Origin of the sequence: Campylobacter sp. MG1, from assembly GCF_026616895.1 — a bacterium.
Classification (GTDB): Bacteria; Campylobacterota; Campylobacteria; order Campylobacterales; family Campylobacteraceae; genus Campylobacter_E.
In genome coordinates this window covers 36,446-60,832 of sequence record NZ_JANYME010000007.1, presented here as the reverse complement: position 1 = coordinate 60,832, position 24,387 = coordinate 36,446, and the positions used below count along the sequence as shown (strand labels likewise).

At 27.7% G+C, this 24,387-nt stretch carries 28 protein-coding genes; 11 read left to right on the top strand and 17 right to left on the bottom strand.

Annotation, left to right across the window (positions count from 1 at the left end; genetic code table 11):
* Positions 1-7 precede the first annotated feature (7 nt).
* The 3 genes from NY022_RS07035 to NY022_RS07025 are packed head-to-tail and all read left to right on the top strand — an operon-like array spanning position 8 to position 2,032.
* A complete protein-coding gene (locus tag NY022_RS07035) occupies positions 8-793 on the top strand; it encodes a M23 family metallopeptidase (protein WP_214117815.1) in 786 nt (261 codons plus the stop codon).
* Positions 790-1,707 carry an SAM-dependent methyltransferase gene (locus NY022_RS07030; protein WP_267524748.1) on the top strand — a complete coding sequence of 306 codons (918 nt, stop codon included), beginning with the start codon at positions 790-792 and terminating at the stop codon, positions 1,705-1,707. The genes NY022_RS07035 and NY022_RS07030 overlap by 4 nt, the downstream gene beginning before the upstream one ends.
* A gap of 25 nt (positions 1,708-1,732) precedes the next feature.
* The gene (locus NY022_RS07025; protein ID WP_267524746.1) at positions 1,733-2,032 is read left to right on the top strand and encodes a hypothetical protein; all 300 of its coding nucleotides are present in this window, start codon (positions 1,733-1,735) and stop codon (positions 2,030-2,032) included.
* A 15-nt stretch (positions 2,033-2,047) separates the two neighbouring features.
* Here the strand turns inward: NY022_RS07025 and NY022_RS07020 are convergent, their stop codons facing one another.
* The 10 genes from NY022_RS07020 to gatC are packed head-to-tail and all read right to left on the bottom strand — an operon-like array spanning position 2,048 to position 9,696.
* Positions 2,048-2,419, bottom strand: coding sequence for a YraN family protein (locus tag NY022_RS07020; protein WP_267524745.1), 372 nt, complete (start codon positions 2,417-2,419; stop codon positions 2,048-2,050).
* Positions 2,394-3,167: a shikimate dehydrogenase gene (locus NY022_RS07015; RefSeq protein WP_267524743.1), complete on the bottom strand. Its 774-nt coding sequence runs from the start codon at positions 3,165-3,167 to the stop codon at positions 2,394-2,396. Before NY022_RS07015 ends, NY022_RS07020 begins: the two co-directional genes overlap by 26 nt.
* Positions 3,142-3,933: an SPOR domain-containing protein gene (locus NY022_RS07010; RefSeq protein ID WP_267524741.1), complete on the bottom strand. Its 792-nt coding sequence runs from the start codon at positions 3,931-3,933 to the stop codon at positions 3,142-3,144. Before NY022_RS07010 ends, NY022_RS07015 begins: the two co-directional genes overlap by 26 nt.
* Positions 3,934-3,943: 10 nt before the next feature.
* Complete coding sequence (locus tag NY022_RS07005) at positions 3,944-4,489, bottom strand: DUF1882 domain-containing protein (protein WP_267524739.1); 546 nt, start codon at positions 4,487-4,489, stop codon at positions 3,944-3,946.
* The gene (gene glyA, locus NY022_RS07000) at positions 4,483-5,718 is read right to left on the bottom strand and encodes a serine hydroxymethyltransferase (RefSeq protein ID WP_267524737.1); all 1,236 of its coding nucleotides are present in this window, start codon (positions 5,716-5,718) and stop codon (positions 4,483-4,485) included. The genes NY022_RS07005 and glyA overlap by 7 nt, the downstream gene beginning before the upstream one ends.
* A gap of 58 nt (positions 5,719-5,776) precedes the next feature.
* Positions 5,777-7,261 carry a lysine--tRNA ligase gene (gene lysS / locus NY022_RS06995; RefSeq protein WP_267524735.1) on the bottom strand — a complete coding sequence of 495 codons (1,485 nt, stop codon included), beginning with the start codon at positions 7,259-7,261 and terminating at the stop codon, positions 5,777-5,779.
* A 13-nt stretch (positions 7,262-7,274) separates the two neighbouring features.
* The gene (locus NY022_RS06990; RefSeq protein WP_267524733.1) at positions 7,275-7,745 is read right to left on the bottom strand and encodes a Fur family transcriptional regulator; all 471 of its coding nucleotides are present in this window, start codon (positions 7,743-7,745) and stop codon (positions 7,275-7,277) included.
* A 2-nt stretch (positions 7,746-7,747) separates the two neighbouring features.
* A complete protein-coding gene (locus NY022_RS06985) occupies positions 7,748-8,314 on the bottom strand; it encodes a CvpA family protein (RefSeq protein WP_267524730.1) in 567 nt (188 codons plus the stop codon).
* A complete protein-coding gene (locus tag NY022_RS06980) occupies positions 8,311-9,366 on the bottom strand; it encodes a type IV pilus twitching motility protein PilT (RefSeq protein WP_324287471.1) in 1,056 nt (351 codons plus the stop codon). Before NY022_RS06980 ends, NY022_RS06985 begins: the two co-directional genes overlap by 4 nt.
* 51 nt (positions 9,367-9,417) lie before the next feature.
* Positions 9,418-9,696, bottom strand: coding sequence for an Asp-tRNA(Asn)/Glu-tRNA(Gln) amidotransferase subunit GatC (gatC, locus tag NY022_RS06975; protein ID WP_267524728.1), 279 nt, complete (start codon positions 9,694-9,696; stop codon positions 9,418-9,420).
* Between the two features lie 136 nt (positions 9,697-9,832).
* On the opposite strand from gatC, the gene NY022_RS06970 reads away from it, so the two are divergent.
* From NY022_RS06970 to creD, 8 genes are all read left to right on the top strand, one after another.
* Positions 9,833-10,342 carry a hypothetical protein gene (locus NY022_RS06970; RefSeq protein ID WP_267524727.1) on the top strand — a complete coding sequence of 170 codons (510 nt, stop codon included), beginning with the start codon at positions 9,833-9,835 and terminating at the stop codon, positions 10,340-10,342.
* Positions 10,339-11,256, top strand: coding sequence for a hypothetical protein (locus NY022_RS06965; protein WP_267524725.1), 918 nt, complete (start codon positions 10,339-10,341; stop codon positions 11,254-11,256). The genes NY022_RS06970 and NY022_RS06965 overlap by 4 nt, the downstream gene beginning before the upstream one ends.
* Positions 11,253-11,864, top strand: a complete 612-nt coding sequence (locus NY022_RS06960) for a type III pantothenate kinase (RefSeq protein ID WP_267524723.1) — start codon at positions 11,253-11,255, stop codon at positions 11,862-11,864. Before NY022_RS06965 ends, NY022_RS06960 begins: the two co-directional genes overlap by 4 nt.
* A 41-nt stretch (positions 11,865-11,905) precedes the next feature.
* On the top strand, positions 11,906-13,261 hold the full coding sequence (locus NY022_RS06955) for an FAD-dependent oxidoreductase (protein ID WP_267524814.1): 1,356 nt from the start codon (positions 11,906-11,908) through the stop codon (positions 13,259-13,261).
* Positions 13,258-14,697, top strand: coding sequence for a pyruvate kinase (gene pyk, locus NY022_RS06950; RefSeq protein WP_267524721.1), 1,440 nt, complete (start codon positions 13,258-13,260; stop codon positions 14,695-14,697). Before NY022_RS06955 ends, pyk begins: the two co-directional genes overlap by 4 nt.
* Before the next feature lie 84 nt (positions 14,698-14,781).
* Positions 14,782-15,558, top strand: coding sequence for a complement resistance protein TraT (locus NY022_RS06945; protein ID WP_267524719.1), 777 nt, complete (start codon positions 14,782-14,784; stop codon positions 15,556-15,558).
* Positions 15,559-15,616: 58 nt separating this feature from the next.
* Positions 15,617-16,042: a hypothetical protein gene (locus NY022_RS06940; RefSeq protein WP_267524717.1), complete on the top strand. Its 426-nt coding sequence runs from the start codon at positions 15,617-15,619 to the stop codon at positions 16,040-16,042.
* Complete coding sequence (creD, locus tag NY022_RS06935; protein ID WP_267524715.1) at positions 16,042-17,334, top strand: cell envelope integrity protein CreD; 1,293 nt, start codon at positions 16,042-16,044, stop codon at positions 17,332-17,334. Before NY022_RS06940 ends, creD begins: the two co-directional genes overlap by 1 nt.
* Before the next feature lie 46 nt (positions 17,335-17,380).
* Here the strand turns inward: creD and NY022_RS06930 are convergent, their stop codons facing one another.
* The 7 genes from NY022_RS06930 to NY022_RS06900 all read right to left on the bottom strand — a co-directional run bounded on the left by NY022_RS06930 (position 17,381) and on the right by NY022_RS06900 (position 24,335).
* On the bottom strand, positions 17,381-17,905 hold the full coding sequence (locus NY022_RS06930; RefSeq protein WP_267524714.1) for a hypothetical protein: 525 nt from the start codon (positions 17,903-17,905) through the stop codon (positions 17,381-17,383).
* 1 nt (position 17,906) lies between these two features.
* Positions 17,907-18,899, bottom strand: coding sequence for a hypothetical protein (locus tag NY022_RS06925; RefSeq protein WP_267524712.1), 993 nt, complete (start codon positions 18,897-18,899; stop codon positions 17,907-17,909).
* Entirely contained in the window at positions 18,874-19,002 is a 129-nt protein-coding gene (locus NY022_RS06920) for a hypothetical protein (protein ID WP_267524710.1), read from the bottom strand. Before NY022_RS06920 ends, NY022_RS06925 begins: the two co-directional genes overlap by 26 nt.
* Before the next feature lie 212 nt (positions 19,003-19,214).
* Complete coding sequence (locus tag NY022_RS06915; protein WP_267524708.1) at positions 19,215-20,591, bottom strand: anaerobic C4-dicarboxylate transporter; 1,377 nt, start codon at positions 20,589-20,591, stop codon at positions 19,215-19,217.
* Positions 20,592-20,776: 185 nt separating this feature from the next.
* Positions 20,777-22,480, bottom strand: coding sequence for a dihydroxy-acid dehydratase (gene ilvD / locus NY022_RS06910; protein ID WP_267524707.1), 1,704 nt, complete (start codon positions 22,478-22,480; stop codon positions 20,777-20,779).
* Entirely contained in the window at positions 22,480-23,301 is an 822-nt protein-coding gene (locus NY022_RS06905; protein ID WP_267524705.1) for a DUF3298 domain-containing protein, read from the bottom strand. Before NY022_RS06905 ends, ilvD begins: the two co-directional genes overlap by 1 nt.
* Before the next feature lie 8 nt (positions 23,302-23,309).
* On the bottom strand, positions 23,310-24,335 hold the full coding sequence (locus NY022_RS06900; protein ID WP_267524703.1) for a GGDEF domain-containing protein: 1,026 nt from the start codon (positions 24,333-24,335) through the stop codon (positions 23,310-23,312).
* Between the last annotated feature and the right edge of the window lie 52 nt (positions 24,336-24,387).

Sequence of the window (24,387 nt, the reverse complement as noted above, 5' to 3'; positions counted from 1 at the left end):
GAATTTTATGAAAAAATTATTTTTTATCTCATTTTTTACAACATTTTTGCTATCAAATAATCTAATAAATGGTAAAGTTGATATTAGCATTCAAAATCCAATAATTAGTAAAAGTGAAATCACTTACACAAAATATCCGATAAATAATAAAACCTTATTAATTTTAGCCCCAAATTATCGCTCAAGTGGTAAAACTTTAAATATTACTTTAGATAATCAAGAATATAGCCTTAAAGTGCTTGAAGGAGAATATAAAAAAGAGCAAATTAAACTTGCAAAGCCATCAATTATTAAGCCAAACAAAAAGCTTCAAGAAAGAATTGCTAAAGAATACGATGAAGCAGTGAAAATCTATGCAAAAAGCACCGAAAAAGTATATATTAATAAGCCTTTCATAATCCCTTTAGATAGCGTTATTACAAGCCCTTTTGGAAGTGCTAGGGTGTTTGAAAACACTCTTAAGAGTTATCATTCAGGCACTGATTTTAGAGCAGCAATTGGAGTTAGCATTCCAGCTAGTAATGATGGAGTAGTAGTTATTGCAAAAGATAGATATTATTCAGGTGGTAGCGTTGTGATTGATCATGGATACGGAATTTATTCGCAATATTATCATTTAAGCAAGATTAATGTAAAAGTGGGTGATTTTGTAAAACAATCAGATATTATAGGACTTAGTGGAGATACTGGCAGGGTTAGTGGGCCTCATCTTCATTTTGGAATTGCTATAAAAGGCGTTAGTGTTGACCCACTTGATTTTGTAAATAAATTCAACGCAAAGGCTTTTAATTGATTTTTAGCAAATATTTTGATACTTGGAGTAAAGAGTATTATAAAAAAGGTGTAAAAGTTGGTAAAGATGGGGATTTTTATACAGCTGTTAGCGTTGGAGAGCTTTTTGGCTTTTTGTGTGCTAAAAGATTTATTTTTTTAGTTGATGAAAAGATTTTAAAACTACCTATTGATATAGTAGAAATCGGTGCAAATGAAGGGTATTTATTAAAAGATTTTTTAACATATTTAAAAGATAAACGCCCTGAAATTTATAAGCAAATTAATGTAAAAATCATAGAGCCACACGACAATCTAAGGGCTTTACAAAAAAAGAATTTGAATGTGGAATTTAAACATTATTATTTTGATGATTTTAGTAGTGATAATGCCTTTTTTATCGCAAATGAATTATTTGACGCTTTTGCTTGTGAGCTTTATGATAATCATAAATTTGGCTTCGTTGAAAATGGCAAAATAATCTTTAAAGAGCATAAAAATAGTTATGAATATTTACAAGATAAACTTGAAAAACGCTTGGAATTTTCTCCTATGATATATGATTTTTTAAGTGCTTTAGATAAGAAGTGTAAGGAATTTTATTTTTTAACATTTGATTATTTTTCTACATATTTAAATGATGAGTTTAGTTTAAGAATATTTAAAAATCATCAATTAATTGACCCATTTAACGCTAATTTAGAAGAATTATTTGCAAATTGTGATATTACTTGGAATGTAAATTATGATGAATTGTGCTTTTATTTTGATAAACTTAATCTAAAACATAGCTTTAAAAAACAATCAAGAGCTTTGATGGAATTTGGAGTAGATGAATTTAGCGATATTAAATACGCAAATGCCATTAAATATCTATTTTTTGGCTTTAGCGATAATTTTCATTGTTTAGAATTTAATAAAGTTAGCAAGTTTTGATAATATAAAAAAACAGGAGGTAAAAATGTCAGAAAATAAAACACAAAGCAAAGAATTAGTAAAAATAGATACTAACAATATAAGCGAATTAGAAAACGAGTTAAAAGATTTGCTAAAGACAAGAAATCAAGAATTAAAAGAACAAATCAAAAAACTAACCGATGAGCAAATAAGATTTGAACATCAATTAAATGATAAAATCAATAAAATAGACAAAGCAAAAAGCGAGTTAAAACCTAAAAATAACACTACTTTAAATGTATTAATTACTGTTTTAATTGTGCTTGTTTTAATTGATTTAGGATTTAGATTTTTTATAAAATAAGTACATTTACATAGACTAGCTTATATTTTCTATAAAATTAATTTGACTGTTATTTATAGATATTAAGTCTATGCAGTAATTATAAATATCGTATTCTTTAAAATTTTCATTAAAAATATAAATAGATTTTATAATTCTTTCTAATTTTTTTGGTGTTAAATAATATTCACTTTCATAATTTTTGCTTGATTTTACTTCAATAAAATGCAAGGTTTTATCCTTTAAAGCGATTATGTCAATTTCTCCAAATTTGGTTTTATAATTTGTTTTAATTATTTTGAAATTATTTTTTTCTAAGTATTTTTTAGCTTTTTGTTCGTTTTCATAGCCAAAAATATATGACTTTAGTCCTTTTATACTCTTATTTAATAAGTTCTCTTGCTTCATTTATTAAATCTTCGTTAGGATAAATTCCGCAAAAATACTCAAAAGCAAGGGCTGCTTGAAAAATAAGCATATCAAGTCCATCTTGAGTAATAATATTTGGATTTTTTAACTTACAAAAATCTAAAAATATATCGTGATTATATGCTAAATCATAAGCAATTTTTGTATTTTTTGCTAGTTTTTCTAAAAGATTTTCTTCTAAAGGTAGTAGATTTTTTAAACTTGCGCTTGTTGAGTTTATAATTAAATCAAATTCAAATTTATCTAATGTCGTATGAACTTCGCATAAAAAATCATCTTTTTTACTTCTATTAATTACTTTAGTTTTTATATTATTTTTTGCTAAAGAATAATAAACAGCCCTAGCAGCCCCACCAGCTCCTATTACTAAGGCATTGTTTATTTTGTAATTTTTTATAGGTTCATAAAAGCCAAATATATCAGTATTATAAGCTTTTAAAATTCCATTATCATTTATTATAGTATTTGCTGCTTTTGTGTTTATAACGCCTTCATCTTTATAATTTGCTAGTATTGCAACTTCTTCTTTATAAGGCAAAGTTACATTAACACCTTTATATTTTAAAATTGTGTTTTTTAAATCATTTGGATTTTCTACTAAAATTTTCTCATAATTAGCATTTATATTTAATCTTTCATACCATAGATTATGAATTATAGGAGATTTTGAGTGAGCGATAGGATTTCCTATCACTCCAAATTTATCTTGCTTGATAATAAAAGGCATCTTTTCTTACTTTTTCACGAATAAATTTTAAAGCATTTGCCTTTTCACTATTAGAATAAGGTCCTACGATAACTCTACTCATACCCTTATCATCGGTAACTACTTTATATTGCAACCCTAAACTATCTAATTTTTTAATTTCATGAGATTTTAAATCAATATTTTTACTAGCATAAACTTGAACATAACTTCCACTTGAACTAGTAGATGGTTTATTTGTTTTTTCAATTTTCTTTGATTCATTATTAGGTTTTACAACATCTATTGTATCAAAAACCGAAGTCTCTTTTAATTTTTTAACATTAGATTTTTTCTCTTCTACTACCTTTTTTACAGGTGTTTTATCTTTTTTCTCATCATTTACAGCATTTTTTACTTCATTTACTACTTTTACAGGTTCTTCTACAATGCTTTCATTTACCGTATTAATCTCATTAACTATATTCTGTACTTCTTGTGATTTCTTCTCATCCATCTCTACTACTGAATTCTCATTTTTCAATCTTTGAATAGTAGTGTTAAAATCATCAAAACTTTCATTGTTTTTTGCTTTTAATTCTTCAAATTCTTCTTTTATTGGTTGTTTTTCAATATTATCAACAACTGGCAATTCTTTATCTGGCGATACACCAAAAATAATCTTATAAATAATACCAAATACTAAAATAAATATTAAAAACACAATAAATCTAAAAATAATCTGTTTTTGTTTATTTTTTTTACTATTATTATCAATTACTAAATCTTCAAACTTTTGTTCTTGCATTTCAAATCCTTTACATATGTTTTGACCAAGATGCTCCACGCTCTTTTTGATAAATTTCATAAGGTAATGCTAAAATGTTATATTCTCTAGGTAAATCTAAAGTTGGAAACATTCTCCATTCCATAGGCATTTTTTGAGCTAACATCGCACTTAATTTATTAGCTAGACCACAGCCCTCAATAAAAGATGTATGTCCTTTATGAACATATAAATGAAGGTGTCCTGGTGTTTTACTCTTATAAGCTGTAAAATTAATAAAACCTTCTTCTCTTAATAATAATTGTGCTCTATGCCAAAATTTTTCAGTATTAAAACCATTATAATCAAACACAATATTTTCTACTTTATCTTGTGCATTGATTAAATTATGTGCTATTATAATTTTACTTTCTAAATGCTTATTTATTAATTGTAATGACAAAAATTCATTAATTTTTTCAAATTTATTAAAAAACATTCTACCATTGAATTCAATTTTGTTTACAATGGTATCCCTTTTTATAAAATAATGAGAATTTATCATTTTAATTAAAGCTAAGTCATTACTAGTTAGCATTTTAAACTTTCATACAAAGGAAAATTTTCGCTTAATTTTAGCGTAGTTTCTTTTGCTTTTTTTATAATTTCATCGTTATTTAAATTCTTTAGCACTAGGCTTATTGTCTGTGCTATTACTTTCATTTCTTCTTCTTTCATACCACGAGCACTAAGTGCAGCAGTGCCAAGTCTTAATCCACTTGTAATAAAAGGAGAACGCTTTTCGTTAGGAACGCTATTTTTATTAGCTGTAATACCTGCTTTTTCTAATGCTATTTGAGCATCTTTTCCACTAAATTCACAATCACTAAAATCCATTAACAACAAGTGATTGTCAGTTCCACCACTTACTAATTTAAATCCTTCTTTTAGCAATTCATCGGCTAATACCTTGCAATTTTTTATAACTTGATTAGCGTATGTTTTCCAACTTTCATCAAGATTATATTTAAATCCAACTGCTTTTGCTGCAATAATATGCATTAATGGACCACCTTGAAGGTTAGGAAAGATTGCTGAATTTATTTTTTTTGCAAGTTCTTCATCATTAGTCATTATTATCCCACCTCTTGGCCCTCTTAGAGTTTTATGAGTTGTTGAAGTTACTATGTGAGCGTGTGGAAATGGACTTGGGTGAAGATTAGCTACTACAAGACCGGCAATATGTGCAATATCAGCTAATAAAAATGCTCCTACTTTATCAGCAATTTTACGAAATCTTTCAAAATCAATTATTCTAGCATAAGCACTAGCACCACAAACTATTAATTTTGGTTTTACTTCTAGGGCAATTTTTTCAATTTCATCATAATTTAAATAACCATTTTCATCTACTCCGTAGCTATAGCTAGTATATACTTTGCCACTTGCATTTACCTTTGAGCCGTGAGTTAAATGCCCACCTGCACTTAAATCCATTCCTAAAATAATATCTCCTGGATTTAATAATGCTGCGTATGCACCTTGATTTGCTTGTGAGCCTGAATGGGGTTGAACATTTGCGTAATTACAATTAAATAATTTTTTACAACGCTCAATTGCTAAAACTTCTGCTTTATCAACGATTTCACAACCACCATAATATCTTTTTGATGGATAGCCTTCTGCGTATTTATTTGTAAGAATACTACCTGTAGCCACCATAACTTCAGGAAAAGTGAAATTCTCACTAGCAATCATTTCTAAATTCTCATTTTGTCTTTTAAATTCTTCTTTTATAATTTCATTAATTTCTGTATCAAATATCATCTTAACCCCTTTTTTTTTATATAAATTCTCGCTAGTAATCATTCACAAATTGAAATTATCAATCCTTTTTAGGACGCATAGCAGGGAATAATATTACATCTTTGATTGATTTTTTGTTAGTTAGCATCATAACAAGTCTATCAATTCCTATGCCCTCACCTGCAGTTGGTGCCATACCAAACCCTAACGCATTTACGAAATCTTCATCCATTTCGCATGCTTCGTCATTTCCAGCTTTTTTAGCTTCTACTTGAGCCAAAAATCTTTCGTATTGATCAAGTGGGTCATTTAATTCGTTAAATCCATTTGCTAGTTCTTTTCCAGCTATAAATAATTCAAATCTCTCAGCTATTTCAGGATTTTCATCACTTCTTCTACTTAATGGACTAATTGATACTGGAAAATCCGTAATAAATGTAGGATTTATAAGCTTGTCTTCTACATAATTATCAAATAATTCTGCTTGTAAATGTCCTAAATCTAATTTTTCATTTGCTTCAAATCCATCAGCCTTTAATTTCTTTAAAATTGCAGCTTTATCATTTACTATAGTAGCATCAATACCACCTATTTGAACTAAGGCATCTTTATATGGAATTTTTGCAAATGGAGTGCTAAAATCTATTTGCTTATCATCGTATGTAATAGTAGTGCTAAGTCCTAAGTGAGCTATTAATTTGCTTAATAAATCTTCAGTCAAATTCATTAAATCCTTATAATTATGATAAGCCCAATAAAACTCAATCGTGCTAAACTCAGGATTGTGAGTAAGGTCCATTCCTTCGTTTCTAAAGCAACGATTTAATTCAAATACAGCTTCAAAACCACCAACTATTAAGCGTTTTAAGTAAAGTTCAGGTGCAATTCTTAAAAATCTATCAACACCTAAAGTATTATGATGGGTAATGAATGGTCTTGCGTTAGCTCCGCCTGCAATTTCGTGCATCATAGGAGTTTCAACTTCTAAAAATCCTAGATTTTCAAAATATCTTCTAACAAATGAAACAATCTTACTTCTATTAACAAAATCTTGTCTAATTTCAGCATTCATAATCATATCAAGATATCTTTGTCTATAGCGGCTTTCCATATCCACTAAGCCGTGAAATTTTTCAGGTAATACGCAAATACTTTTAGTAACTAAATCTAATTTATCTACATGAATACTAAATTCGCCTTTTTTTGTTACGAAAGCATAACCACGAACTTTGATAATATCGCCTACTTCTATGAGTTTTTTAATATTATCAAACCAAGTTTCATCAATTGTGCTTTTATTAAAATAAATCTGAATTGAGCCACTAAAGTCTTCAATGTTCGCAAAAACGGCTTTCCCACCATCACGCATAAATTTAATTCTACCGATTAATTCACAGATTTCTTCTGCTTTTTTTTCTTCAAGTTCATTTATGAAATCATATTTATCTTTAAATTCTTTTATACTCATCGGTTTTGTTACAAAATGAGAATAAGGATTAATACCTAAAGACCTTAGCTCGTTAGCTTTACTAATTTTTTGCTGTTCTAGTGGGTTTTCAAACATATTTTTACCTTTCTTATTTTCTTTTATTGTTATCTTGGCAATCAGCACAAATTCCGTATAGTTGCATTAAATGACTTGATAATTTGAATCCGTGTTCTCTTGCAATTTTTAATTGTTTTTGTTCTATTACATCATCTTTAAATTCAATAATCTTATTACAAGACTTACAAATCATATGGTCATGATGAGATTTATTAGCTAATTCAAATTTTTTACCAGCTGCGCCAAATGATATTGAAGTTACCATTCCTGATTCTTCTAATAAATTTAAAGTTCTATAAATTGTAGCTATACCTACATTCTGATCATCTCCACTAGCTTTTAAAGCCTCATATAATTCATCAGGAGTATGATGCCCTTCAGTGTTATAAAGCAATTTTAATAAACTTTCTCTTTGCTTAGTATATTTTAAATTACTTTGTCTAAGAGCTTTTTTAAACTCTTCTAGTAGCAAATCGTATTCCATATTTTCCATATTTACCATTGTTATTCTCCTTCTTTCATAATTAATTGTTTTTTACTTTCTTCATTTATATCTATTTGTTTAGATTTTATAGCATTTTGAACTATTTCAATATTTGCTATAGAATTTCCAAGCGATATTAAAACAGGATAAACTTTACTATCACTAAATATCTTTTCTGTTTTTGCGTTTAAAAAAGGCATTGCATTTATACAAGAAGCTATTATAGAAAAAACTATAAATATCTTACCCGAGCAAAAAATAAAACCCATAATTTTATCAAATATCCCTAAACCACTAAGTGATGCTAATTTAGAAATTATTCTACCTAAAATTATAAAAACGCTCCACACTATAACTAAAACTGATATGAAACCTAATAAATTTAATAAAAACTCATTATCAGTTTTATATACATATTGATTTATTAAATCGCCTGCTACTTTAGACTTGCTAGTACTTACATATACACCTATTAAAATACCAGCTAAGCCAAAGCCCTCTTTAATAAGTCCGGATAAAATTCCACCTATACCGATTATTAATGTTAAGCCAATGATAACAAAGTCTAATATTAAGCCATTACTCATATCAAGTTCACTAACTCATTGTATTGCGTACTATATCTTAAAGCTTGTTCCCTAGTAATTAATCCCCCACGAACTGCTTCAACTAAACTTTGTGTTTGAGTTCTCATACCTGTACCTTGTTGGTTTAGCTGCATTTGAGAATAAATTTGATGGTTTTTATTTTCACGAATAAGGTTTGCTATAGCAAGATTATTAATCATAATTTCGTGAATTGCTATACGACCACCACCTTTTTTAGGTATTAAACTTTGTGCAACTACCGCTTGAAGAGAGAACGATAACATATTTCTAATTTGATCTTGTTCTCCACCACTAAAACTATCTACGATACGATTAATTGTTTGCATAGCTGAGTTTGTATGTAGGGTTCCAAATACTAAGTGACCTGTTTCAGCCGCTGTAATCGCCGCTGATATAGTTTCTCTATCCCTCATCTCACCGATTAATATAATATCAGGGTCTTGTCTTAAAGCATATTTTAACGCAGTTTTAAAATCTCTTGTATCAACCCCTACGTTCCTGTATGAAAAAACTGATTTTTTATTTTTATGCATAAATTCAACTGGATGTTCTATAGTTAAAATATGCTTTCCTTCAGTTTCGTTAATCTCATTTAACATAGCCGCAAGAGTTGTAGACTTACCTGAACCTGTCGGACCTGTAACTAAAATTAATCCTTTTTCTTTTTTAATAAATTCCTTAAAAATTGCTGGTGCTTTTAAATCATCAAGACTTGGTACATTTTCAGGGATTAAACGAAAAGCAGCTGCAAGTTTTCCTTCTTCAACATAATAATAGTTTGCTCTAAAACGTCCTACACTCTCTACTGCGTAAGCGAAGTCTAGTTCTCTATCTTCTTCTAAGATTGCTTTTTGCGCATCTGAAATAATGCTGTAGCAAGAATTTTTAATAATGGTTTGGTTTAATATATCAAATTCCAAATCTTTTAATAAACCATGAATCCTAAGTAAAGGTTTTCTACCTGGGATTAAGTGTAGGTCACTTGCATTTTCCGCTTTCATAAATGTTAGTAGCGGATTCATTTCTAACATTTGTTCTCTTGAATTGTTAAAATTTTCATTATCCAACATAATATTCTCCTGTTATTCTATAATTTTAGGCACTGAAAAAAAATGTCCGACTGTAGATGGAGCATTTTGTAAAACATTATCTATAACATCTGCTTTCTTAGGTGTATCTTCTCTTAAAGGTGTGTAATTTTGTATTTCTAAATTCAAATTTTTTGTATCAATTTCATTCAAAACATCAACAAATTTCAATATATCATCAAAATCACAAATTAATTCTTGTCTTACTTTATCATCTAATTTTAAAGATGATAATTTCTCTAATCTTTTTAATAATTCATCATTGATTATCATAATTTAACCTTTTTGCGACTGAAATTTTATAATTGATTATATAATAAAAATTTAATATAGGATTAAATTTATATAGATTTACAAAAATTTGTTAGAATTAGTAGCTTAATTTAATATAAAATTAAAGGAAATAAAAGTGGAAGAAAATTCATATAGTGCTACGGAATTAGGTATAAAAGTAGAGCGTTTTATTAAAAAATATAAAATTACTATAATACTCTTAGTATTAGCTGTTGTGGTATATTTTATAGCAAATACAATTTACGAAAAAGTACAAGAAAATAACAAAATCAAAGCTAATAATCTTTACATATCATTACTAGAAAAAAAAGATGAAAATAAATTACAAGAATTAAAAGAATTAAATCCTAATTTATATTTTGCAACTTTGTTAGATGATAAATATTCTAAAGAACTATCGGAATTTAAACCAGATAAAGAAAATTTATTACTAATAGATATATACAAGGCAAGGACTATGGAATCTAAATACTTTTTAAAAGATTTAAAGACTTTAGAAAATGCATTTGAACTATTAAAAGATAATAAAATTGAAGAAGCAAATGTATTGCTAAATTCTATAACAAACAACTCTGCTTTTTACAAAATCGCAAATAATTTAAAACACTATCAAGGCAACAAATGAAAAAATATTCTCTAATAGCATTATCAATATTATTAATGGCTTGTTCAAGTTCTAAACAATACTACGAACCAAAAAACACACAAGAGCTAAAACAAATTAAAGTTAAAGATGACAGTTTATTAAGTAAATTTAAAAATTATGAAATAATAAACAAAAAAGATGAAGTAGTTTTTATATCTAATAACTTAGGTTTTTTAAAAGGATTAAAAGATAATGAAATAATATATGATGAAAAATTCCCAGCAAAAATAGTTAGTATAGATATAAACAATGATAAAGCGATTATGGTTGATGCACTAAACAATGTAATAATTTATGATTTATCAGCTAAAAAATACCTATTTTCTCAAAATTATGGTCAAGCTAACGGTATTATAAAAAAATTAGCAAATCCACAATTTAATGGTAAATTTATAATAGTTCCTACTTTAGATGGTAAGCTTTTAATTTTTAATAATGATAACAACACATTCTTTAAAAGCATAAATGTGGGCACTCAAGATTTTTTCAATAATATAATATTTTTTGATACAAATAAAGATAGTTTAGTAGCTGCTAGTTCTAGCAAAATCTTTACAATAGTAGATAATAAAAGCTACATAAAAATTTTAAATATCAAAAAAGTTTTTACAAACAAAAATGACATTTATGTATTAGCAAACGATGGTAGAATAATTAAATATGACTACTTACTAAAAGAAAAGATAAGCACTAAATTTAAATATGCAAATTTTAATGCAGTGCATTTTTATAATTCAAATTTATACGCATTAGAATTTGGTGGATATTTGATAAAACTAGATGAAAATTTAAAAGAATTAGCTGTATATGACCTAAATGGAAAAGTTAAAAAAGGTGCTTACTTTAAAGACAACATTCTATTTTATAACAATAAAAGCTATGAATTACAATGACCCTAATAGATATTGGCAATACAACTGCGTGTGTTTATAATAATAACCACACGCAAAGAATTTTAATAAAAGATTTTAATTTAAATAATTATAAAGAGAAAGTCTTTTATATAAGTGTAAATAACAACTTCAACTCATTTCCTAATAATTTTATAAATTTAGAGCCATATTTTATTCTTGATAGTAATTATAAAGGCTTAGGAATCGACAGAATAGCGTCTTGCTATTATATAAAAACAGGTATTATTGTTGATGCTGGTAGTGCGATTACAGTTGATAAAATGAGTAATGGAAAACATTTAGGTGGATTTATTCTTCCTGGTATTCAAGCATATTTAAATACTTATAAAAATATTTCTCCTAGATTAGAATACTCATTAAACACTGATATAAATTTAAAATCGTTACCAAACACCACAAAAGACGCAATTAGCTATGGAATTATTACAAGCATAATAACTAGCATAAAATTATATGCAAACAATGACACTATATATCTAACAGGTGGAGATTCTAGTATCTTACAAAAATATTTTGATAATCCAATAATCGAAGAAAATTTAATATTCAAGGGTATGCAAAAATTAATTAACGACTTGAATTTGTAAATAAATAAAACTATTATCTTTCAATAAAAACAAAAAGGACTATTATGGCACAACATTTTGAAATAGCAATTATAGGTGGCGGTATCAGTGGTGCAGCTTTATTTTATGAACTTAGCAAATACACAAATGCTAAAAAAGTTGCTTTAATTGAAAAATATCATGCATTAAGCACTCTTAATTCAAAAGGTACAAGTAACTCACAAACAATACATTGTGGTGATATTGAAACAAATTATACTTATGAAAAAGCATCAAAAGTAAAACCTAACGCTGATATGATTATAAACTATGGAAAATTAGTTAATGCTCAAGATAAATTTATGTTCTCACATCAAAAAATGGCTCTAGCAGTAGGTGAAACTGAGTGCGAATTTATGGAAAAAAGATATGAAGAATTTAAAAATTTATATCCTTACATAAGAAAATTTGACAAAGAAGAAATCAAAAAAATTGAACCTAAAGTAGTAGAAGCTCTAGGTGGGGGCGATAGACCTGAAAAAATATTTGCGATGGGTTCGTTAGTTGGCGATACATATACAACTGTTGATTACGGCAAAATGAGTATTAGCTTAGTAGAAGAAGCTAAAAAAGTAAGACCTGATAATGAAGTATTTTTTAACGAAGAAATTACTAGCATTTACAAAAAAGGCGATGTTTTTTACATAAGAAGTATTAGTGGCAATGAATTTAGTGCAAATTTCGTTGTGGTTGATGCAGGAGCTCACTCATTATTTTTAGCACATAAAATGGGCTATGGACACGATTATGCATGTTTACCTGTTGCTGGTAGTTTTTATCTAACTAAAAAACATTTATTAAATGGTAAAGTTTATATGGTTCAAAATCCAAAATTACCTTTTGCAGCATTACACGGCGACCCTGATATTTTATGTGATATGAATACTCGTTTTGGTCCAACTGCACTTGCATTACCTAAACTTGAAAGATACCATGGGCTAAAAAGCTTACCTGAATTCTTCAAAACCCTAAGACTTGATAGTGCAGTTATGAAAATATTATTTGATTTAATGAAAGATAGCACTATTAGAAACTATATTTTAAGAAATTTCTTATTTGAAGTACCAGGGTTAAATAAGGGATTATTTGTAAAAGATGCTAGAAAAATCGTCCCAAGCCTTACAACCGATGATATAACTTATGCAAAAGGTTTTGGTGGAGTTCGCCCACAAGTATTAAATAAAACTGAAAAAAAATTAATGCTAGGTGAAGCAAGTATTGTGCCTGAAAATCAAGGAATAATCTTTAATATGACCCCAAGCCCAGGTGCAACTAGCTGTATGGGTAATGCTTTAAGAGATTTAAAACTTGCAGTTAATTATTTAAAACTTGAATTTAATGAAGAATTATTCAATAAAGAACTAAGAGCTGATGTATGAAAAAAACTAAAATAATAGCAACAATAGGACCTGCTAGTGATAATGAAACCTGTTTAAGGGATATGATAAAAGCTGGAGTTAATGTATTTCGCTTGAATTTTTCACATGGTTCTCATGAATATCATTTACAAAATTTATTAAAAGTAAGAAAGATATCAAATGAACTTGGTGTAAATATAGGAATTTTACAAGACATATCAGGACCTAAAATTCGTGTTAGAGAATTGCCAGAGCCTTTTATACTCAAAAAAGATGATAGATTAGATATCTATCGTCATGATATTACTGCTAAACAAATAAGCGAAAATCATTACCAAGTTAGCACAAATTACAATGGAATTCTAGGTGCTGTTAAAAAAGATGAGGCGATTTTTTTATGCGATGGTTCAATAAAAGTTATAGTAAATGACATAAATGAAAATTATTTGCAATGCGAAGTTCAAAATGAAGGAAAATTATCATCAAATAAAGGGATAAATTTCCCTAATACAAAGATAAACATAGATGTAATCACACAAAAAGATATGAATGATTTAATGTGGGGCGTTCAAAATAATGTTGATTTTATAGCTATATCATTCGTTCAAAACGAAAATGATATTAAAAATGTTAAAAATTTGATAAAAAATTATGAAAATACACCAGCTATTTTTGCAAAAATTGAAAAATTTGATGCTGTTGAAAATATTGATGAAATTCTAAAAATAAGCGATGGGATAATGGTTGCTCGTGGAGATTTGGGAATTGAAGTGCCATTTTATAAAGTGCCTAGCATTCAAAAAGAAATTATAAAAAAAGCAAATAGTATGAGCAAACCAGTAATTACAGCAACGCAAATGCTACTATCTTTAACAAATGCAAAAAATGCTACTCGTGCCGAGATTAGCGATGTAGCAAATGCTGTATTAGATGGAAGTGATGCTGTTATGCTTAGTGAAGAAAGTGCCGTAGGAATTTCTCCTGTTAATGCGGTTAGCATTATGGCTCAAACAATAAATGAGGTTGAAAATATTTACCCTTATTTTAAATTTGATTACGAAAAAGTTGATGTAACTGACACGATAGCTTCATCAGCCGTGCATTTAGCAAAAAACATAAAGGCTGATGCTATAATTTGCCTTACAAGTAGTGGTGGAAGTGTTAGAAAAATAGCTAGATATAGACCTAATACTAAAATAATAACAATGAGCCATTGTGAAAAAACGCTTAGAAAATTAAGTATTTCATGGGGACTTAGTAATGCTTATGTAGTTGAAAAATCAGAAAATTTACACGAATTATTACAAAATTGTATTAAGGTTGGTGTAGAAAAAGGCGTAATTGATAAAAATAAAACCTATGTTATAACCGCAGGACACCCAGTAGGAAAGGTAGGTAGTACAAACCTAATAAGAGTTTTAGAAAAAGAACAAATTGATTATTATTTAAATTTATAAAGTATTTTCTTTAAATTTAAAAAATTAAGTGTATTTTAATTATGGGGGGGGTATAATAACCCCTATTTATTTCAAGGAGATAAAATGTATAAAAATTGTTTACAACTAACCTTAGGTTCTTTAATTGCAATGAGTTTATTTTCAGGTTGTGTAACCACAAACCTTCAAACAAATGCTACAATGACACAATCAATATTTATTGACCCAGTTGCAAAAGATAAAAAACTAATATTTTTAAATATCAAAAATACAAGCGGTCAAAATATAAATTTAGAAAGCAAATTAAAATACATGCTAGAACAAAAAGGCTATATAGTAGTAGACAACCCAGAAAATGCCATATTTATTCTTAGCACAAATGTTTTATACTGTAACAAAAAGAAAGAAAATAACGCTGGTATAGGTGCTGGTATAGGTGCTGGGACTGGATTAGGCGTTGCAGCATATAATTCTAATTCCATGACAGGTGCAGTAGCTACTACTGGTGCTATTGCTTTAGCTGGTGGACTTATAGGAAAATTAACTGAAGATACCATATATCAAATGCAAGTAGATGTTAATATAAAACAAAAAGCCACTGGAAAAGTATTAGCTTCAACTGGAACTACCCAAGGTCAATCTAGCGTAAATGATAGTAAAAGAGCTGGATTTATGAATTCTCTAGCTGGTAATGTGCATAGTGATAATTCAGGACATTTAAATTCAAATATGGTGCAATCAAATTCACAAAGCTATGAAACTAACTATATTGAAAAAAACACAATGATGTTTGCTGAAGCTATTAAAATACACTTAAAATTAGAAGAGGCTATCCCTGTTTTAGAGGATAAAATAGCTAACCAAATTTCTGGCTTATTTTAAAAAATTTAATTAACTTCCTTTAATAAATTATTTTGTATAATTTATGCAAAGGAAGCTTATGAATAAAATATTTTTTAACATTTTTTTAACTTTTTTTATAACAAATTTTTTAAATGCTAGTTATGTTATAAAGCCATACAAATTAATAAATTTTAAAGGCGATGTATCATATAACGAGCATTTTGAAAAAACTAAAAAATATATAATAAAAAATATAAAATTTACTAACATAGAATTTGTTATACAAGACAACAAAATTATTACAAATCTAAAATTTTTAAAACAAATCAATGGAATAAATTTAATATGGCTTTTACCTGACGAATTTAGTGATTTTGTTAATGAAAATTATGAAATTTATTCTATACCAAAAAATAATTTAAACGGAGAAATTAATCTAATACTAAAAATGCAAATTAATGATAAAATAATACGAGAAGAAGCTATCTCTTTTCCATTTAATATAAAAATAAAGGATAAATAATGAATTTAAAGACAAATAGTATAGGCAAAAAAATTGGATTTTTAGTTTTAATAACAATACTACTTCAAATCCCACTATATTTTATAAATTCAATAAGCTATGAAAGAAGTGATACCTACGATGCAATGGCACGAAATTTAGGCAATGAATGGGGTTTAAAACAAAAAATATCTGGTGTGTTTTTAGTAGCACCTTATGAAATCACAAGAGAAAGAAAAAACGAAGATAATGAAACTATATATGAAAAAATCAAAAAAACACATATTATTTTACCAAGTGAATCAAATATTGAAATACAATTAAATGATGAGATTAGACAAAGAGGAATTTATAAAACTTCTGTTTATAATGCTAATGTAAAAATTACAGGAAATTTTAAAAATATTAAAGAAAAATTATTAGCAAATTGTGATGAAATTTACATAGCATTAGGAATTAATTCCGTAAAATCTTTAACAAGTGTAGCGCAACTAAAAGTTTTAGGACAAGATTTAAAACCAATAGCAGGAACAAATTCAAACAATAAAAATTTAGTCTATGGAATTTCAGCCTTACTAAATGAAAGTATTTTACAAAATGATAACATAGATTATGATATAACTTTCACCCTAAGAGGTTCTCAAGGTATTGATATTGTGCCATTGGCTGATAAAAATATCGTAAATATTAATTCGCTTGAAAGCAAACCAAGTTTTTATGGGACACTACCAAATACTAAAGAAATAAAAGAAAATGGTTTCATAGCAAACTATGAAATCACACCATTTACTAGAAATTTCCAAAAAGATATAAATGAGATGGATACATATTTAGACGATAATATGATAGGTGTAAATTTATATCAAGGCGTAACTCATTATAGACAAGTAATTAGAGCAGCAAAATATAGTATGCTTTTTATTATGCTTAGTCTTTTTGTAGTATATATTTTTGAATTTATTAGCAAAAAAACCACACATTATATACAATATGGCGTAGTTGGTTTTTCTTTAACTTTATTTTATTTAGTTTTACTTTCTATGTCTGAATATTTTGGTTTTGAATTTGCCTATATTATCGCAACTTTAATGGTTGCAATCCCAAACGCACTATACATAAAAGCAATAACAAAAAATACAAAATATGGTTTAGGAATGCTTGCGTTTTTAGGTGGGGTTTATGCTGTATTATTTTCAGTGCTTCAAATGGAGCAATTCGCACTAATCACAGGAACAATTTTAATAATGTTAGTATTATATGCAATAATGTATATTACTAGAAACATTGATAATTTTATAGAAAAACAAGAATAATTAAGGTAAATAAATTTACCTTAATCTTATTTTAAAGTTTCAATATTTAAAGTTTTTTGATTTTTTCATCTGCTAACATTGCAAGTCCATTTACAAATGGATTATTACTACTAGCAGCGAAAGTTTTAAGAATTTTACTTGCATTAGTCTTATCAAATTTAAAATATAAATTACTATGAAAAGCATGAACTTTGCAAGCTTCTTTGTAACTTTTCTCAAATCTTTTATTTGTAAAAGAACCTAATACAAAAAATACAATTATTGATATTCCTAGCACCATAATTAAATTAGAATAATTAACCCCTATATACGTATGTGCATCACTAAAATTTTTCATATTAGCAGTAAATATAGCAGCCATAGCTATAACTCTAATGACAGTAAGAGTTATAGAATAATATATGCTATCTAGCAATATAAATGATAATAATCTTACAAAATCTCTATCTGGAACATTATAATTTAATAATTTTTGTTTTTGCCTATCACTGGCCCTTAAATATAAATGTATTAGAGTGAATTCATCTACTTTATCTAAACCAAATGATTTTATTTTTTCTACACCGTTCATTTTATGCTCCTATTTTTCTTATTTTAATATCATCTAAATTTGCAAACATAGAATAATATATTTCATCGCCTAGTATTGATTTTATTTTTTCATAAATTTCATAATCTTCTAATATTGCTTTTTTTGTTTTTTGTTTATTAAAAAATGTATAAAATACTGTACCTATAGATACAATAGTAAGACAAAATACAGCAAAAACTAAAGGTATTAAGATAAAAAATGGTATCCCACCGGCAAGCGAAGCTAGAAAAATAATAAAAAATAAAATAGCAATTACAAATATTAAAGCATATTTTAAACCTTTAATATTTTTAAAATTCATTGCATATTTAGAACAATCGTCATAAAAAGAACTAGTAACATTCGCAACACTATTAAAAGTGTCAATTCTAAGTCTTATTTCATTTAAATCAATATTACTAGGAGTTTCACTTTTAACCCCTATAAGCCCTAATCTTGCCTTAGCATAATATTTTGTTAAATCACAACCAGCACCTATCGTATTAATATTTGCAATACTATCACCAAAAGCACTTTGACTAATTGAACCTCTACTAGATGAAGTGCTTATACTAAATTCAACCTCACTATCAGTTTCTAAGCCAATCAATGCATTAAAACCTAATTTTACTGCAACTGATTTTAATTTTTCTAAAGAATCTTCAGTACTTGAACTAGAAGTGGTGCTAAGCTCATAAGAACTAGCATAAATTAATTCTCCATCTAAAAATTCATAAGTTCTACTAAGATAAATTCCTTCTAGCAATTCATATTCTTTAATATTGAAATTTGCATTGTTAAAACTTTTTTTAACATTATCAAAATTATTTTGATTAGAAAAATTATGAGAAAAATTATTATAAGATTTATTTTCTTGTATTTGTTTAGTTTTTGGATTCTCTAAAAGTTTAATATTTGTGGCTATATAACCACTCGGGCTTAAATCTTCACTAAATTCAACTTCTATATTATCTAACGCCCCCCCCCAACTCATAATTTAACAAATCGCTAGTTTTAAAAGCGTAAGTTTTATCATCTTCGCCTAAAATATAGCCTAAATTCTTACTATCTAAATAACAAGTAATTCTTCCTTTCATGCATCTCCTTTTTTATAAAGTATTTTTATTATATTATTTAAATACTAATTAAATTTAAAAAAATATTAATAATTATATAAATAAATTATAAATTTATTATAATTTTTCAAAATTTTTCAAATCTAACAACATATAATAAAAGCAAATGATTTAAAATTGTTACTTCAATAAATTTAAAAATAATTTATCGCAGTTTTTACTGCGATAAAAAATTAAATAAATCTCACAAATAAAAATCCTAAAGCAACACTTAGAACAATCATTAAAACGCCTGGGATAAAGAAAGAATGGTTGAATACATACTTTCCTATTCTAGTAGTTTTTGTATCATCCATTCCCACAGCACCAAGTAAGGTTGGGTAAGTTGGTAGTACGAATAACGCTGATACCGCCGCAAAAGAAGCGATGATTATTTTTGCATTTTCTGGATTTTCATTTAAAGCAAGTGCAACCACTACTGATGGAACTATTGCTTTAGCAGTTGCTGCTTGAGAATATAAAAGCATACTAGCGAAGAAAAATGCAAAGGCTAATAAAAATTGATATTGCTCTACTAAATTTTTTGCATATTCTTTAATCTCAGCCGAATGAGCACTTACATAAGTATCTCCTAACCACGCAACACCTAAAACACAAACACAAGCATTCATACCACTTTTAAATACACTTGTATCAATAATTTTTGAAGTGTTAATTTTCGTTGTTAATACTATTAATGTTGCGATACTTAGCATTACACACATAATAGCACTATCTCTTGAAATGATTATCTCATCAGCTTTTAAACCTGAAATATATGTAGCATAACAAACCACAGCTAAAACGCCGATTATAAATATAGCTACACTTTCTTTTGCACCTTTTATAATCTCTTTTTTAGCACTTTCTTTTTTTACAATTTCACCTTTTTTTAATAACTCTTGATAATATTCATCACTACTAAGGTCTAAATTTGAAAACTTAGTTACTAAAAACGCACTAAGCATACAAGCTAAATAAGTGCTACCTATCCACACACATAGTAATGTCAAATATGAATATCCAAACCCTTCTAAAACACCACTAAGATAAACAACAGCTGCACTAACAGGACTTGCAGTAATTGCTATTTGACTTGATACAACTGCAAGGCTAAGTGGAGCTTTTGGCTTAATATTTTGCTCTTTTGCAACCTCAACAATTACTGGTATCATAGAAAACGCAGTATGCCCTGTCCCTGCTAAAATAGTTAAAAAATAAGTAATACTAGGAGCTAAATAATTGATTTTTTTAGGATTTTTCCTAAGTATTTTTTCAGCAATATGCACCAAATAATCAAGCCCGCCTGCTAATTGCATAGCCGAAATTGCTGCAATTACTGACATAATGATTAAAATTACCGAAGTTGGAATTTCGCCTGGTTTTAAACCACAAAAAATCCCTAAAGCAATAATTCCTATACCACCTGTATAACCAATAGCAATTCCACCAAGTCTAACACCTAGAAAAATAGCAACTAAAACAATGGCCAAATCTAAAAAGCCAAATAAATACGCAACAAAACACACCACAAGTGCTATTGCTGATAATAAATAGATATTATTTTTCATAATTTCTCCTTTAAATAAATTATATTAATTAATATTTTAAACTAAGCTAAATTTGATAATAATTAAATTTTAATTGAATAGTTGTAATTTTTTATTTAAAAAATATTTATAGTATTTAAGCAAATAATAGTTAATCACACACTTATTAAAACAAGTGGGTGATTAATAAAAATAGAATAAATCAATTATTTCATTTCATTCAAACCATCAAGGTCTAAAACACCGCCGCTACTAGCATTACTAACTAGCTTTTGATACATTCTAAGCCATCTTGAATTAAGCTCTTTTTTAATAGGCTTAAATTCTGCTCTTCTTCTAGCCATTTCTTCATCATCAATTAATAGATTTATAGTGCATTTAATAGTGTCAATTTCTATTAAATCTCCATCTTTAATAAGCCCTATTTCGCCACCTTCAGCAGCTTCAGGCGAGCAATGCCCTACACTAAAACCACGAGTCGCCCCGCTAAATCTACCATCAGTAAGCAATGCAACCGACGCACCTAAGCCCCTACCCATAATAAGACTTGTTGGGCTTAACATTTCTTGCATTCCAGGACCACCTTTTGGACCTTCATAGCGAATTACTACACAATCTCCAGCAACCACTTTTCCACTGCTAATCCCTGCTATTGCTTCATCTTGAGAATTAAAGCAAACACATTTACCACGGAAAACCTTATCACCAACGATACCGGCTGCCTTTATTACCGCACCTTCTCTTGCGATATTGCCAAATAATACGCATAATCCACCACGCTCAGAGTATGGATTATTTAAAGTTTTTATAGCCTTTCCATCAGGATTACTATCTTTAATCAGTTCTCCTATACTATCTCCACTAATAGTAAGTGCATCTTTGCTAAAGAATTTACTTTTTTTGCTAACTTCATTCATTATTGCATATATTCCACCACTACTTCCTACATCTTGCATATGAGTTCCTGGCAGACTTGGGCTAACCTTAGCTATATGTGGTGTATCTTGAGCGATTTCGTGCATTAATTTTAAATCAATCTCATCAGCATAAGCTTCTTTTGCAATTGCTAGAGTGTGTAAAATTGTATTCGTGCTACCACCCATTGCCATATCACAAACAAGAGCATTTTTTAAACTCTTATTATTTAAAATATTTCTAATTTTGTATTTTTCGCTTAGCTCTTCGCTCTTTGCAATCTCACAAATTCTTCTTGCAGCACTTCTTAATAATTCTTCTCTTTCAGAAGTTAAAGCTAAAATAGTTCCATTTCCTTTAAGCGCAATGCCAAGGCTTTCCATTAAAGAATTCATTGAATTTGCAGTAAACATTCCACTGCAACTTCCAGCTCCAGGACATGCGGCACATTCAATTTCTTTTAATTTTGCTTCATCAATTTTACCTACTTCGTATTCGCCAACTGCTTCAAACGCTGTATTTAAATCAATTTGAGAACCATCTTTAAGCTTACCTGCAGCCATCGCTCCACCACTTACAAAAATAGTAGGCACATTCACTCTTAAAGCCCCCATAATCATACCTGGAGTAATTTTATCGCAGTTTGGAATAGCTATCATTGCATCTAGGCTATGTGCGTTCATAACCGTCTCAACACTACTTGCTATTAATTCACGACTAGGAAGCGAATAAAGCATTCCGCTATGCCCCATAGCAATACCATCATCAACACCAATGCAGTTAAATTCAAATGGCACACAGCCGTTTTTGCGTATTTCATCTTTGATAATTTCAGCATATTTGTTTAAATAAAAATGCCCTGGAATAATCTCTATAAAACTATTACAAACCCCAATAAATGGCTTTGCAAAATCTTCATCTTTTAGCCCAACGGCTCTTAATAATGACCTACTTGGTGCTTTTGTATAACCTTTTTTAATAGTATCACTTCTCATTATTGCTCCTTTTTAAAATATTTAAAATACTCATCTTTTAAAATACCTTTTAAATCATCTTTATGTATAAAAACTATAATCACACCATCGCTCCAAGGTGTGATTTCATAAGGCGAAAAAGATACCATTATGCCATCTTGATAAAACACTGGCAAAGAATGTAAAAAGCTTTTATTTGCTTTAACATCTTCTATTGTATCTTTAAATATGCTGATTTTTCCATCATTATGTGCTTTTAAAAGCTCATTAGCAACTAATCTAGTAAATTTATTAACGCTATCTGTGTCTTTAAAAACATCAGTTCCTAAGACCTTGCCATCAAACTCGCTCTCACACCCATAGCCAAACTGAGCGTGAGCACCGCCTAAATAGTCACTATGTTCGTAGCAATAAGTTATCAAATCATCTTTTAAATAATTAATATAAACTACATTTTCTATATAATATTCTCGTTCTTTTGCTTCTTTTAATCCTTCTTCATCAAAATAAGCTTTTTCATCATAATATTTGTAAGATTCTTCACATCCTTTAAAATCAGTATCAAAACAGTAATAATAATATTTATTTAGCACTTTAAATTCATTTTTTAGCTTTTTTGCATGAAACTTTAGCTCTTTTATTAGATTAAGATTTTCTTGTGATTGTTCTTTATAAATATCACTAGCAGCTCTATAAACTAGCCCTGTTTTATCAAAACTCTGTTTTTTGGTAATTGAAAGTATAGCGTCATCATTAAATAAGACATATTTTTCATCATCTTCAAAAATATAACTAGCAGCATTCAAAACCAAGCTACAAATAATCAAAAATATAAATTTCATATATCCTCTTAATTAAATATTATTTTATTTCTACCATCTTTTTTAGCTTGATATAATCTATTATCAGCATTTTCAAAAGCTCCAAATTTAGAATTTGAAACCATACAAACCCCTATACTAATAGTGAAATTTATTACATTATCTTTAATAAAAAATTTATTATTTTCAATTTCATTCTTTAAATTTTCTAATTTTTTTATACATTCGTCGTATGATTTTCCTCTGAAAATTAAAATAAATTCTTCACCACCATATCTATATGTTTTAGAATATTTTTTTAAAATTTTTGATAAATTCATTAATGCTATATCACCTACTTCATGACCATAAGTATCGTTGATATTTTTAAAAAAATCAATATCTATTATAGCAATAATATCACCTGAATATAATTGCAAAGCATCATAAGCCCTACGATTATAAACATTAGTAAGAGAATCGTAAAAAGCTAACTTATACCCCTGATAAATAATAGCCACTAAAAATACAAAAGAACCTAATTCAAAATAACTTAAATTAAAACTATTAAAATATTCATAAAATAAAAAATGCGTATAAGCCGTTATATAAGCACCTTGTAAAAAACATTCAAAATTATTAATTTTTCTTAAAATAACCACATAAATCATCAAAAAGAAAAATAAAGCAAAAGAAAAATCAGAATATGCAAAAGTTTGATTTATAAATTTAAGTTCATGTAATTTATTAATAAAATCAAAATTTTGAATAAATAATGCTAATAAAATATATAAAATTACTATCAAACAAGCTGGTAAAAGACTTTTTGTATTTAAATAATCTTTCTTAAGACTAACTAATATTGCAAAAACAATTGGTGAAAATATTGATATATATGCGTGAGCTAAATTATTAGCCAAAAAAATACAAATAATTCTAGATGACAAAAATAACAAAACTAGAAAAGTTATATTATGTTTTCTAAAATAAATAGAACCTATGAATACAAGTATTTCAAAACCTAAAGTAGCGACTGGTAATGAATATAAAATTTCATTTAACAAAGAATAATTCATCTTGTATCCTTAAAAATTCATAGCATTATACATACTAATATAAAAAACTTAA